The following is a 14,877-nucleotide window of genomic DNA, read 5'->3' on the forward strand; positions in this document are numbered from 1 at the left end:
TGCATACCTTCCTTCTTGAACTTAATGTTAAGGCACAATTAAACAATACAAGTATAACAATGCTAAGTTTATGTTCTCCATTAAAGTATTAAATAATTCAAAAGCACTTTTATGATTTTACTACGACAACTCAACAATAGATTCTAATCAAAAATAATACTGATGAGAGCTATCCCATCAGTATTATCTTATTATTCGTATAATTAATTTTCTTCAAAAATGCAATAATTATTTTTACCTTTACTTTTTGCTAAGTAGACTGCTTTATCCGCATTTGTAAAAAGTTCCTTAAAACTCTTACCATGCTCTGGATATTTTGCTATTCCTATGCTTCCAGAAACTTTTTGACTTAAAACTTCATCGGTATTATTACTCCTAAAACCATTCATTAGATCTTTTGCTTTTTCAATTAATAACTCTTCCGATGTAATATTTTTAAGGAATATCACAAATTCATCTCCACCTATTCGTCCTACAATAGAATCTTCTTTGAATATCTCTGAAAACATTAGTGAAATGTCAGTTAAAACAAAATCTCCTGCTAGATGACCTAAATTATCATTTACAGCTTTAAAATTATCAAGATCTACAACAAATAGCGCTCCACTATCGCCTTTCTTAGCACTTTTCATATATTCTTCAATCATATTTTGTACTGTTCCTTTATTATATAAGCTAGTTAAACTATCTCTTTGTGCTTTAAATAAAAGTTTTTCATTCTCTCTCTTTTCTTCATCAATATCAATAATTATCCCTATGGCCTTAAATATATCTCCATTTCCATCAAACATGGCAGTTATTCTTATTTTGCACCAAATATATTCATTAGTATTTTTCTTTATTCTAATTTCAGCTTCTTTATATGTATCCCCATATATAATACCATTAAGCAATTTTCCAAAATTCTTTATATCATCATTATAAATATAATCTGTTTTATATATAATCTCACTAACATTGTTTACAACTGATTTATAGCTAAACTTATTTTCCCAATTTCCAGAAAAATAAACAGTATCTTTGGGGATATTCCATTCAAAAATTGCGTCTTCTGTTTGAGACATAATTATACGATAGCGCTCCTCACTCATTCTAAGCTCTTCTTGAGTTATTTTGGATTCAGTTATATTTATTACTACACTGTAGCTAAATAATTTACCATAGCTATTTTCTACTATTTGACCGTTATCTAATAACCATACATTGACTCCATCACTCCTTTTAACCCTGTATTCTACAGTGTACTTACCATATTTACTTATTTGTTCTCTTATATCCCTCATTACTCTTTCTCTATCAGCCTCGCAAATTAATTCAATTAATTTTTTACGCCTTTGATTTTCAGTAAATTCATCTTCTTTGTAACCTAAAATGCTTAGACACCCACTACTTACAAAATCTAAAATATATTCTCCATTTTCTATTTTGCACGTATATACTCCTCCTGGTATATTGGATGTTAGAGATTGTAGCCTTCTATTTTTTTCTTCTATATGCTTTTTATTCTTTTCTATAGTATCCATCAATCCATTAAATGCTGTTGCTATTTCTCCGAATTCATCCTCCTTATTATATATAAATCGATCATCCATATTACCTTGTTTTATCTTTCTAATTACCTCCAATAATTTATATATAGGCTTAGAGAAATAATTAACTATAAATAAATATGATACTGTTATTAATAGTGAAATAATTATAAAAAATGCCACAGTATTCTTTATAGTTCTCTCAGTTGGCGTCTTAAATTCTGATAATTCAATTGCACTTAATACTATCCAGCCAGTATTACTAATCCTCGAATAATATCCTATCTTTTCAGTGTTATTAATTTTATATTCGATTATTCCATTAGGTGTACTATCAAAATCTATCTTTTCCCACTGCTCGTACAAATTATTAGGAACATTTATCTTTTTTATATTTTCTTTTATATTATTGCTAGTTCCAGCTGCAACAGCGCCATTTGGGTCCATTATCAGTATTCTTCCAGTATCAAAAAAGCTAACATCGTTTACAAGTTTTTCAAAATAATTCATATTCATTATATTAGCTATAAAACCTTGGTATTTGCCTCCTACAAATATAGGGCTTGCAATTATCGCACTTTTGGCTCCATCATTAAAATCTTCTCTTTCTATAATGTTTGTTACAACAACTTCGTTTTGCTTAAGCTTCTCAACTTCATTATTAGGAATCATAGCCTTCTTATTTATGAACTCACTATTATCACATGCAATAATTACACCCTCCTTGTCAACAAGTACCTCTCTACTTAAAAAAAATTCTTCTTGCATTCTACCAGCCAAGATTTCATTTAAAACTTGTATATCATGCCTTTTATCTTCTAAATCTTCTTTATTATTTAATGCAGTTAATATTTTTTTTACTATTGGTATATTGGTATCATTATTAAGATTACTAATATTCTCATCAAAAAAAGCTTTTAAGTGTATAGATTGATCCTTAGAAAAAGTTTCTACATTCTGCTTAGTTAATTCTAAGTTTCTAGTATTAAAATTTGAAATACATATGCTTGTCGAAATAATTGCAGGAATTATTCCCCATAATATAGATAAAACTATAAACTTTCTTCTTATATTCATCTTTCACCTCATTAATATATCATTAATAGACAAATTATATATTAATTTTATCAGATTTTATAATTATTTTATACATATTATATTAATTATTGTGTTTTTTTGTAGTTATAAACAAATTAATATCAATATTTCATTCTTCTTTATCATTTAATCATTATTTCGAAACGTTCTATATCAGAATTTTGCAACTTAGACTATTGTTCTATAGCAAAAAAAAATACACACCTCATATTTCATGATTAGAGATTTTGGTTTCAATAAAACCTTAAGCACAATAAAAGTTTATGTGCCTTATTCCTAACCACTCAGTATGAGTTGTGCATTTCATATATTTAAACTTTAAAATATATTATTGTCTTTTATTCTACGATTACACCAGTATTATTCATTTTTTTATTAATACAAATATATAATCATTAGTCTCTAATATATTTATTAATTGTAGCTGCTCCTTCTTCATTTGCATGATAATAAACTCTTAAATTGCCTGCCTCATCCATATCAAACCTTGTTTCTTCTAAAAGTCCATTAGCTTCTGCTGTCATTAGAGCTGAAATTACAGCATCTCTTTTAAGGGCCTTAAATTTACCATACTCACCTTTTAGAGCTTCAATAACGTCTTCTGCACAAGCTTCAGGTACTTTCGTAAAGTATTTTAAAATAGCATAATTAAGTGGTTTCATACTATCTTACCTCCTTTTTTCTGAATAAATCAAGCGGATTCATTGCAATTACTAATATACCAACTATCATTAGTACTGCTGCTCCCCAAGCGATTGGAGGTAGAGACCATCCATCTATTCCAAAGATTACACCAAGTAATATCCAACAGCAAAATGGTCCCCAGAATGAATATGTACCATTACAAGCCATACCAAGTGCAGCACCACACATACTATTGCCTTTATACCATGTCATAAATGAAATAAATGCACAAAGGCCACTTGCAGCAAACCAAATCATAGCAGAACCACTTGTAAATGCTTGAGCCACAAGCCCTGCTGAAATATTAACTCCACCTGCTATCATCCCTAAAATAGGAATGAATATAATTAAATTTGAAAGACCTGCTGTTGCCTGACGAATGGTAATACCTATCTCTGAATCAATCATAGATGTACCATAGCCAGCTACACAACCTTCAAAACCCCATCCAAGAGCCGCGATGAAAGCAATGCAAATACCTAATAGCATACCTTTTGGTGCATCCCCTGTAATACCTGTACTTCCAATCATAAAGCTTGCACAAACACAGATAGCAATACCCAATATCATACGTTTATTTAATTCCTGCTTGAATAAAATTCTACCTAAAATAGCACCAATAGCTGGACAAAGGGCAGTAATAGGAATAACTATTGACCCTGCCATCTGAAGCCCAATAACATAAGCCGTGCTAGCAATAGGTCCTCCTATAAGAGCTGCTAACATCATTACACGCCCTGGGGTAGTATTAATACATCTTAAGAAATCTCCAAACTTACCTTTAATAATTGCATAAATCACTGCCCATACAGCGCTGCAAACATCATTTACTGCACTTCCAAGTGCCCCTAATAAATACGTAATAACAAAAGCTGATAAACCAGCTGAATTTACTCCTGTCCAATCTCCCCAAACTCCTTTAGTCATCCCCAAAGTTAGAAATGCTGAGTAGAATCCATACATGAGACCTGAAAATAAAGCTATTGTAATACCCTTTTTAAAAAATTGTGCCGATAATTTCCTTTTTGCAATAACTGCAGCTTCATTAACTTTGGTATTTTTTATAATATTTTGCATCAAAAATCTCCCCCTTAAATATAACTTCTTATTCGTATAATTTTAACTTTTTCTACCTTACAATAATCTTCTTAAACTAAATTATTTCCTTATACTATATAATAAACAAAATGAATATATATTAAACTTAATTATGCCTTAGCCTTAAGTTCATTTTGTGAACAAAATTATATTATCATTGTTCACTGTTCAAATCAACATGTTCACATAAAAAAATATTATAAATTTTCATAAAAAGCTTTAAATTGATTTATTCCCATTCATATTTAAATACTTAATAAAAAATCATGCCTTTGAAAGCGCTATATCTTTAACATTTTACATGTCAATTCCCAACAGCACTAACAAACGCATGATTCTAACTTAAGAGCTATATAAAATAATATCCTCTTAATTTCTTATTCAATTCTAATTATCTTTTAAGCTTGAATTTCAAAAGTAATTTGTCTGCCAGCTCAAAAAATACCTGATCCTTAGTAAATATGAGAATTCCAGCATATATTAAGCCACATGCAAAAACCTCCACTACACATCCAAAAAGTATGTTATGTATAACAAGCTTTATTCCAAACGTTATAGGAATGAATATCAAAGAATAATAGAAATACTTTATATTCTCGTAAGCGAACAAATGTATATCTAATTTTATAACTTTCTTAACCAGCCTATATTCTAAACCTATTACAATAAGATTTGCTAAAAGAGTTGTACTTATAGCAGTAACCATATTAAATGTTCCTGTTAGAAATAATGTTGTATTAAAAATTAAATTAAGTATTCCTCCAATTAATACTAACATTGCATCATACTTTTCTTTTCCGTGAAGATATATTATTTGATTTGCTATTACCCCTTCAACTCCAACACTTAACATATGTATTGAAAATATAACCATAACCGGAACTGCCGCTAAAAATTCTGGTCCTCCAAAGATATATATAGCCTCTTTAGAAAGGCACAAAAGACCTATAGATGCTGGAAATAAAATCAGAAAATATATCTTTATAACCCTTTTTAGTAGGACCAAATACTCACCTTTAGATTCATTTCCCAAGTAGTTAGAGAGCCTTGGCATAGTAACTTGGATAACTGTTAATAGTAGTGTACTTACTATAGTAGTTACCCTCTGAGCCATATAATAATATCCAACATCGGTAGTCCCTCCAATACTGTCTTTTAGCATAATCTTATCAAGCTGAGTATATAAAACTCCTGTATTAGAAAGAATTACAACGTAAAACATAGGTTTTAAATGTCTAAAAAATTCAAGATTAGAAAAATCAAGCCTTACTTTTCTTTTTACGTATACGAAACTTATTATATTATTTATAAAGTTAAATCCTATAACTAAATATAAATAAAACAAATAATCTTCTTGTTTTCTAACAAATAGCAAAATCAATGCAGAATATACTATTCTAACTATCATTGTTTTAATAGCAATGAAATCATAATTTTCTAATGCTTCATTAACCCATTCCACGTAAAAAAGATTAAATACCAAATTAAATCCCATAACTATACATGTATAAAAATATGGTTCATTTTTATAAAAAATAGCTACAAATATCATGTATGCAGCTGAAGCTAGGATATTAGTAACACTTGCAAAAAGAAACAAGCTCGTAAACGTTTGTCTAAGTTTAGCCTTGTCATCACGAACTTTACTTATTTCTCTTAGTCCATACTGGTAAATTCCAAAGCTTGCGAATATTAAAAAATAAGCAGTTAGAGAATCTCCATATCCCATATAACCATATAATTCTTTACCAACTGATCTAGTAACTAATGGGATTACCAAAATCGGCAATATTATGTTAAATAAGTTAAGCATTGCTTTGAATATCGCATTTTTTGAAATAGATTTAGCCATTTGTTTGTCCTCCATATACGTATTCTAATCAACAATGCACATTTAATGACTTTTAAGCACACTGTGATAAATTAGAAATTATTTTATTAAAATGCACAGTTCCAATTGAATTTATTTCTACTTAACAAGTTATTGACTTCGCTTCGCACTTTTTATATCAGTTTTTAGCACTTCCTGCTTTTTTATAAGTTCTTAGTTGCGCTTCGCGCTTTTTTTATATGTGTATATTTTTCGCTTTTTCAATTGTACATTCTAGTTTATTCATTGTCAATTCATATACAAATTATATGGAAAGTGTTGAAAATTTATGGACTTTTTTCTTACTTTGAGTTATAATCAAACTAACAACTGTTAGTTTTAAATTATAAGATAATAGTAGTGGAATATTATGCTTATTTCTCAAACTCTAATTATAGTTTATATGTATTTGTGTTTGATATATATTAATATAAATTAAGCACTTTAAAGTTATGCAATAATATTTTTGTGAGGAGTTTTTATGAATACAAGAGAAAAAATTATATCTGAATCATTAAATCTTTTTTCAAGGAAAGGTTTTGATGCAATATCTGTTAGAGATATCGCCAAAGCAGTTGGCATAAAAGCAAGTTCTCTTTATAATCACTTCAAAAATAAGCAAGATATTTTTGATACTATAATCCAAAAATATTCAGATTTAGTAAATAAATTTTTGAACAGTATAAAAATTAGGGATAATTCTGATGAGAATCTTCCTAATAAAACAAATTGGTTATCTGACGAATACTTTTTCAAAAAAAGTTCATACATTTTTAATTTCTACTTAGAAGACGAGAATATGATTAAATTCAGAAAATTGCTGACAATAGAGCAATGTAACAACTCTAAACTTTCAGATTTATATAATAAGATATTTATTGATGATATATTAGATTTTCAAGCTGACGTATTTTCAAAATTAATAAGTTCAAACGTATTTATAAAAAAAGACCCTTATACATTAGCACTTCAATTCTACTCCCCAGTTTTCTTACTATTTTATAAGCACGAAAACTTAACTGATAAAGAACGTAGATTCTTAGAAAATCATATTTCAGAATTTAAAGACACATATATAGTGAAAGGATGATCACTTGTGAATGTAATTGTCATTTATGATAACTCAAGCGAGACAAATACATATAATTGTGTGCAACTCTTGCTAAATGCTCTTAAACTTAATATTGAATTAAAAGTCACGGAATTTTTCTTATCAAAAGATTATATTTACAATGGACGTCTTTCTTATCCCGATATTGATTCAAAAACTGTTAATGGTATGGAGTACATCATAAATTCATTAGATAGCTCTGATTTACTTATAATAGCTTCTCCAGTATCAAAATGTGATATTAGCAATGAAATGAAACTGTTTTTGCACAGACTATCTTGTTGTTACCTATTAAGTAGCTCAAGATCCCAAATAAATGATAAAATAGGATTGTCCATGTCAACAACTTCTGGTGCTGGTCTTTTTTATACATCTAAAATTCTAAAGAGAAATCTTAATTCATTGGGAATAAAGAACACTTTAAAGTTTTGTAGAACTCTTTATGAGATAAGTTGGGAAGATGTGAGTTTAAAAACTAAAATGAGAATACATAAGGATATTTTCAAACTTTCCTACAAAATATTAGGCCTACATAATCGTACATACAATAAGAAAAGATTAATTTTAAGAAAAGTGATTTTTTCAAAAGATAATAACGCTCTTATAGATAGCAGCCCAAATATTATACAATTAAGTTCCTGGAAATATCAATCTCACTTGCATAATAGACATATTCAGTAGCCTTTTAAACATATATTTTTACATAAAAAACTACACAAAAATATACCTTCATCAAAATAAGTATATTTTAGTGTAGTTTTTCATATTTCCATATTATATTTTGCTTTTATATCATTAAATTATAATTTAAGTGCGTTTTTCAGATATGCTAGATCCTCCAATGAATCTATTTCAAATATATCATTTGATTGTATCTTTTCGATATGCACTTCCATGTCCTTAAGATTATCTACAGCAATACTATCCCAATATAAATCTCTAAAGTCCCCTTTGTTTATTGCTTCTTCAACTTTATTAGAAATAAATTCGCCATCTTTAGCAGTCCAAAAAGATGCTCCTGACATTATAAAATCAGGTTTATCTCCTTCTTTTCCAATTTCAACACTATGTATTCTGCCATCTTCATCATATTTCAAAATCCACTCACCTATTATATTTTCTTTACAAGCTGAATAATATAATGATGTTTTTGGTTTACTTTTAGGTAAGAAGTTCCTTGTAATATAGTTATCTGCATCAATTACAAATGCATCCCTAAGGTATTGCCTAACTAAATACATAGTATATATATTATTATAGATATCGTATTTATCATTAACCACTTTGATTAAATTATATTTCTTAACTATATCATCAAACTTTTCATGGAGATATCCAGTTAATACTATAATCTCGTTAATCCCAATCTCCTTTAAATTTATTATTTGTCTTTCAAGTAAAGACATCCCATTGACTTCTATTAAAGATTTTGGAGTATTTTCAGTTAATGGTCTTAATCTTGTTCCCATGCCTGCTGCCATTAAAATTGCTCTCATATCTACCTTCTCCTCAGCTAATTAAAAATATATAAATCATCTTAAATTTCAATACATATAAATAAACAAGTTATATCCTAAGCTTATGTGATATCTAACCAGAATTATAAATTTGATTTATAATTAAAGTTTATTTAAATATTCCTTAGCTCTATTATATCTATCTAATCCATAAGTACCAAAATCGTCTCCTTCTGCTTCCTTAATTAGTGTCCAAACAGCCCATAAGAAATCTTGGCATATTTGATGAATTAATAATCTTCTTCTTGAATCTTTATCAGCATCTTTTCCTTTAAAATATAGTCTAAACATTAACTCTATATCATCTTCTGAAAATTCATTTTCTAAAGAAAGAGCTGCCAAATCCCACATATCATCGTTGATCCCACTGTATTCCCAGTCGATTAAATAAATTCTGCCTGCAGTATCCTTAACAAAGTTTTCCGAAACCAAATCATTATGAGATGGTACATAGACTCTGTTGCATCTATTTAATTCTTCTTCAAGAGCCATAACCTTTTCTCTTACTTCAGCATAATCCTCAAAAAAGTTTCCATTATCTTTTGTTAAAATCCCTTCATATTTTTCAAGTTCCCTAAACATACTGAACTCATTATCCATATGAAAATCAGTACATTCATGCAAGTCTCTTAAGATAGCTGTAACTTGCTTTAAGTTTTCTTCTTTCTTAATACTTCTATGAGTTAAAGTTTCAGCATTTTCTATAAACTTAGATATTTTAACTCCAGTTTCAAGATTGAAATAAGGTACTTCTACATTATAGCCTTTCTCAGAAGCAATCGCCGAATTAAACATTTCTGTGTTTCTATTAATCATTTGTTCCGTTCCAACACCTGCGACTCTTAATATGTATCTATCACCTTTAACACATATTTTATAATTTTTGTTTGTCATACCACCTGCTGGCTCAACTTCTGTAATATCTTCATCTGTTACTTTTAATGATTCTCTAACAATAGCTTTTATGTTACTTATCTCATAACTTAGCTCTCTTCTTCTTATAGTTGGATAAAGATAATTCTTGATTTTTTCATATTCCTTAGAACTATCTGCATCCCCCCATGCAAGATCATCTATTTTAACAAAACCAATATTATAATTTCTAGCAACATCTAAAAGTACATATTCATAATTTAAATACGGATTTACATTCCCTTTAAATTCTTCAAGCATCATTGTATATAATTTATGTGATATCTTAGTAAGTCCTATCATTTCTCCATCAATTCTATTAAATTGATGAATATCTTTGGACATTTTAAATAAATGATTATCCCTTATTTCAACAAATGCTTCATCACCTGATCCACTTTCATTTGTAAAAAGAATACAATCACGATTTGGACTTTCTGCTAATTCCTTAATAGCTCTTTTTTCGAAAATCAAATCATTTTCAATAAGTAAAAAATCATCATCTATATAATCTTTAGCTAAAGATAATGAATGCATTGTTCCTGTCCACTTATAAGTATCGCTCTTTACTAATATTATATTTTTACTATTTTTAAAAGCTTCTTCATAGTACTGACTTTCATATCCAGTTACTATAACGGTCTTAGTTATTCCATTTTCTTTTAAAATATTTAGAGTTCTATCAATAAGCCTAAAGTCTTCAATATCCAACATTCCTACAGGTTTCCCAAATTCCTCTGCCTTACCTGCTGCAAGTATTACAGCTTGTTTAACTATTTTTTTCTCTTCTTCATGAATCTTTAATCTAGTACTTTTTGCAGAAGCAATATTTTCTTCTAAAAACTTCATGCCCTTTTCAGTTACTTTATATAAAGTTCCTCTATTATTTGTTATTCTGTCAATAAATCCATCCATGGTAAATTCTTTTAAAACTGCATTAACCTTCCCAAGGGATATATTAGTTCTTTTAGCCAATTCTCTTTGATTAATATTAAAATTATCATTCAGCGTTTTTAAAATTTCTATCCTATCTTCTAACATATTACACCTAACTCCCCTTTAATTAAACATAGTATTTATTGTTCGAATTTTGAACTATAATTATTATATTCCCTAAAATTCCAGTTGTCAATAAAAACTCCCTTGTATATTTCTGCCCCAAAGTTCGCCTCTATATGATACTTGTTTAAAATCAAATACATTTGTTTTAATTTGAACTCTTAATATTTTTAAAAAACACTAAGAGGAAAGCTAAACTCACTTTTCGCTTGCCTAAATCTTTAATCAGACAAGCGAAAGTTGAAAAACCTCCCTCTTAGTGCCTTTTTGTATAGAAATTTCTAAATCCCTGTTATACACGTACGTATTTGATTTGTAAATATAATCTTACATCCACCAATCATAATTCCTTTAAAACTGTAGAAATAGCATAATCTTTATTTCTATGAGCTATATGTAATTAAAAGTCATAGCTTAACAAAACTATAAATATTTTTAGTACATAGCTCCATCCTGTCCAAATTTATATACACCATCATCAATATACATACTTTGATTCACAACCATTTGTCCATTAGGAGTAAAGTAATACCATTTTCCATTTAAATTTAACCAGCCTTTTTTCATTACTCCATTTAACCCCAAGTAATACCAGCTATTATTTAAATTCATCCATCCTTTTCTCATCTCTCCGTTTGTTGGATCTAGGTAATATGTTTGACCAGTCTTATCATCAACCTTCCAACCTGATGCTCTGTATCCTAAATTATTTAGGTAGTAGTACTTTCCGCCAGTAGATACCCATGCATTTTTAACTTGTCTGCTTTTTTTATCAAAGTATACTGGTTTCCCATTTACTGTTCCCCATTCATCATACTTAGTTAAATCTACCCAACAATCATTGTAATCATCATAAAATTGATCATCATCACTGCTACTATCATTATTATTATCATCGTTATTCCAATCAGAAGAGTCAACCCTATAAACTTCTAAAGTATAAGTTTTAGTCTCCTTGCCATCTTCAGATATAACCTCTATATCAATCTCCGTTTTCTGAGCTCCTTTAAGGCTAACACTTATTGCAGAATCTGAATATTCCTCTCCATTAACACTAATTGTTGATTTAGAATCTTCTGCTATTGGAGTTACATTAATCTTAGATACATTCTGATCAACTCGAACTTTAGTTATATCTTCTTTAGGATCAAATGCATAATCTCCTTGGCTAAGAATAACATTTTTTAAATTAGCATTACTACCTTTTGAATTATTTTTAATTACAATACTATATGTCTTACTAGTTTTTCCATCCTGCGCTGTAACAACTATAGTTATAGTTGTATTACCATTTGTATTTAAAGGAATTTCATTTGCTTCTCCAGAAGTCAAGTCATAAGTTGCATCACTTCCATTAATACTCGCAATAATTGACTTAACATTATCATCTTGTGCTATCGCTGTTATTTTTTCTGTTGTATCTTCTTTTGCCACAGTAGTTTTATAATCTAATTTATCACTTGAAAATCCAGAATTCCCATCACTATCAGTTAAAGTATACCCTGAAATCTTTAATGAATTTAATGAAGCATTGCTTGAACTTGCGCCTGGATCTGGTGTCACTTCACCTGTAAAATTTTCCGGAAGATAAAACACATAACTATCTCCTACAGTATACGTGCCAGTTTTGACTTTTACATTCTGACCATTCTCATCTTTCTTTATTTCAACCTTATCATAATAGGCTTGAACAACCATTTTCTTTCTACTATGAGCAATATTCACATTAAGGCTAGTACTTCTTAAAAGATCCTTATCAGGTAGATTATTCACTGATTCAGTGGCCTCCTCAAGATTAGTACTATTTACATCATCCGCAAAAAATACTTTTATATATTCATGTTTATCACTTTGATGACCTGTAAAAGAAACTATAACTGAATTTGCATTAGGTGACCCATAATACAAATCATAACTACGCCTAGATGAAGCAAAACTAACTTCCCCATTATTCGCTTTAGTTACTCCTGGTTGTGTTAACACTACATCACTATTGCTATCTGTAGTTTTGCTAAATTCTAAATTCATTGTAAAGTTATTATCATTATTTATAACAACAACATCTAATAGATATCTCGCTAATATCTTTGACGAATTAGTTATATTTCCATCTTTTCCTTCATAGGCATCTATCTGTATTTGATTATAATCTGAGCTTGTATCAAAATTAACATATTGTTTTCCATTCTTGAGCTGTGATTGTTCAGTTTTAGTCTTACCTGATGAATCCTTATAATTATTGGTAACAGTATATGCTACATTGTTACTAGATTGGGATCTTATTAACGTAGGATTTATACTTATCATTCCAGCTCTTGAATCCACATATATTTTTCCTTTATATTCTGAAAATCCAGACGTAGTTTTTGTAACAGTAAACGCCTTTCCAATATATGCTTTAACATCATCATCATCATTAAAATCAAGCTTTGTTATTCCTGCATTTTTTAAACTATAATCTTTTTCTGCATCTAATTTGTTGTATCTAATTTCTACTGAATATGCTTTTGCAATTTTTACAGTGGAACTACTATCGTTGGTAACTGAGTTTACCTTAATTACTATTAAATCTGACTTACTTCGATTTGATAAATCTCCAGATAATTTCTGTCCGTTAAGACTGAAGCTTCCATCAACAGCACGTATACCATTTTTATACAATTCAACTCCTTTATCTAAATTAATCATATCTCCAAAAGTCATAATATATTTTAATGCTGAAAGTGAATCTGGCACATCAAAATTATATCTTAATTTCATATTAGGATCTGGCGTCACCGTAGTTGAATACAAAAATGGCACTGTATTATTTTCATTTTTTGCGGCATCTGAAATCTCATCTTTATCATTAAATGCATCTGCATCACCAACATAAGCTTTAAATGTCATTTCACTTATTTGGTTTGTTGCATAATCTTTACCATTTTCTATTGTTATTGTTTTTTCATATTTTGTAACTGTCTTCTCTCCAGCTGGATCCGGAGTTGCATCTTGCGTCACAGTATCATCAGAATTTTTAGTTTCTTTATATATTATTGACAATGTTGTTATTTTAACTGCATATTTAATTTTATTAACACCTGCTGGCAAACCTGTTATCTTTACCCCTATTCTTTCTGAATCATTTTCTACAGGAGTCGGCCCACCATTTCCAGTACTGTTACTATAACTTAAAGTTATTCCCATCCCTGCCACAGCATTTTGTCCGTCTGTATTAGCAGTTCCATCATCATTGATTAGTATAGCTTCATTTATAGCCTTAACAACTATTTCCTGCTTTGTTACTCCAGTAATTGATGATTTTGAATCTTTCGCCTGTTGTATCAATTCAGCTTGAGTCTTTTGAATATTTTTAAGAGATATATCAAAATTATCCTCAAGAGAATTAGCAGTATGTATCTCTTCTTGAGTAGTGCTATCTATTCTACTTGGAAGAGGTGTCATAGTTCCATCTAAATTTACTCTGCTGGCTGTAGCTTCTGCAGGTATATCATCCGCTTTTGCTACTTCTGAATTAAACCCAAGTGGTATAAGTGATATTATACTTGTAAATACCACTATTAGCGCTATAAACCTTTTTTTAATCTTGCTCATCATTCTCGTCCTCCTTAAATTGTGCTTTAAATTCAAAATTTAGTTTATATATAGCCGCTCGCCTATTTATCTCATCATATTAAGACATATCTGCGAATTATATTAAATAAAAAAATATCTAAATTTATATAAATCCCTTATGTGTTAATATGTTATAATAAATTACTATTATTTTACTAATTTTAAATACATTCCATTATTTATTATCGAATCATTTCCCTGTGCCTTTAGACATTTATATCCTTTATATGAATGTATTAATGCGTATTCATTAAATTTACCTAAAAATCATATAATATAAAATAATGACTAATATTATATTAATATCTGAGGATATTTCATAATTAAAATATCCGAATCTGTGGATAACTTTTAGAAATTTTTAAAAAAAGCCGATAGCGAAGC

9 protein-coding genes are annotated in these 14,877 nt (G+C 29.0%); 2 read left to right on the top strand and 7 right to left on the bottom strand.

Annotated elements, in window-relative coordinates; all coding sequences use genetic code 11:
* Positions 1-203: 203 nt before the first annotated feature.
* From ACJDTP_RS24865 to ACJDTP_RS24880, 4 genes are all read right to left on the bottom strand, one after another.
* Positions 204-2,606 carry a diguanylate cyclase gene (locus ACJDTP_RS24865; RefSeq protein WP_039770733.1) on the bottom strand — a complete coding sequence of 801 codons (2,403 nt, stop codon included), beginning with the start codon at positions 2,604-2,606 and terminating at the stop codon, positions 204-206.
* 416 nt (positions 2,607-3,022) lie between these two features.
* Positions 3,023-3,289, bottom strand: a complete 267-nt coding sequence (locus ACJDTP_RS24870) for a hypothetical protein (RefSeq protein ID WP_017212125.1) — start codon at positions 3,287-3,289, stop codon at positions 3,023-3,025.
* A gap of 1 nt (position 3,290) precedes the next feature.
* Positions 3,291-4,388 (bottom strand): membrane protein, encoded by a 1,098-nt coding sequence (locus ACJDTP_RS24875; protein ID WP_039770731.1) that lies wholly within the window; start codon positions 4,386-4,388, stop codon positions 3,291-3,293.
* 412 nt (positions 4,389-4,800) lie between these two features.
* Positions 4,801-6,261 carry an oligosaccharide flippase family protein gene (locus ACJDTP_RS24880; RefSeq protein WP_039770729.1) on the bottom strand — a complete coding sequence of 487 codons (1,461 nt, stop codon included), beginning with the start codon at positions 6,259-6,261 and terminating at the stop codon, positions 4,801-4,803.
* Positions 6,262-6,760: 499 nt separating this feature from the next.
* Between ACJDTP_RS24880 and ACJDTP_RS24885 the strand changes: the two genes are divergently transcribed.
* Positions 6,761-7,369, top strand: coding sequence for a TetR/AcrR family transcriptional regulator (locus tag ACJDTP_RS24885; RefSeq protein WP_017212122.1), 609 nt, complete (start codon positions 6,761-6,763; stop codon positions 7,367-7,369).
* A gap of 6 nt (positions 7,370-7,375) precedes the next feature.
* Positions 7,376-8,071 (top strand): NAD(P)H-dependent oxidoreductase, encoded by a 696-nt coding sequence (locus ACJDTP_RS24890; RefSeq protein WP_012060847.1) that lies wholly within the window; start codon positions 7,376-7,378, stop codon positions 8,069-8,071.
* Between the two features lie 119 nt (positions 8,072-8,190).
* Here the strand turns inward: ACJDTP_RS24890 and ACJDTP_RS24895 are convergent, their stop codons facing one another.
* The 3 genes from ACJDTP_RS24895 to ACJDTP_RS24905 all read right to left on the bottom strand — a co-directional run bounded on the left by ACJDTP_RS24895 (position 8,191) and on the right by ACJDTP_RS24905 (position 14,472).
* The gene (locus ACJDTP_RS24895; RefSeq protein WP_012060848.1) at positions 8,191-8,886 is read right to left on the bottom strand and encodes a sugar phosphate nucleotidyltransferase; all 696 of its coding nucleotides are present in this window, start codon (positions 8,884-8,886) and stop codon (positions 8,191-8,193) included.
* A 123-nt stretch (positions 8,887-9,009) separates the two neighbouring features.
* A complete protein-coding gene (locus ACJDTP_RS24900; RefSeq protein ID WP_023976105.1) occupies positions 9,010-10,860 on the bottom strand; it encodes an NTP transferase domain-containing protein in 1,851 nt (616 codons plus the stop codon).
* A 453-nt stretch (positions 10,861-11,313) separates the two neighbouring features.
* On the bottom strand, positions 11,314-14,472 hold the full coding sequence (locus ACJDTP_RS24905) for a cadherin-like beta sandwich domain-containing protein (RefSeq protein ID WP_406762764.1): 3,159 nt from the start codon (positions 14,470-14,472) through the stop codon (positions 11,314-11,316).
* Positions 14,473-14,877 lie beyond the last annotated feature (405 nt).

The organism is Candidatus Clostridium helianthi, from assembly GCF_045310795.1.
GTDB lineage: Bacteria > Bacillota > Clostridia > Clostridiales > Clostridiaceae > Clostridium > Clostridium helianthi.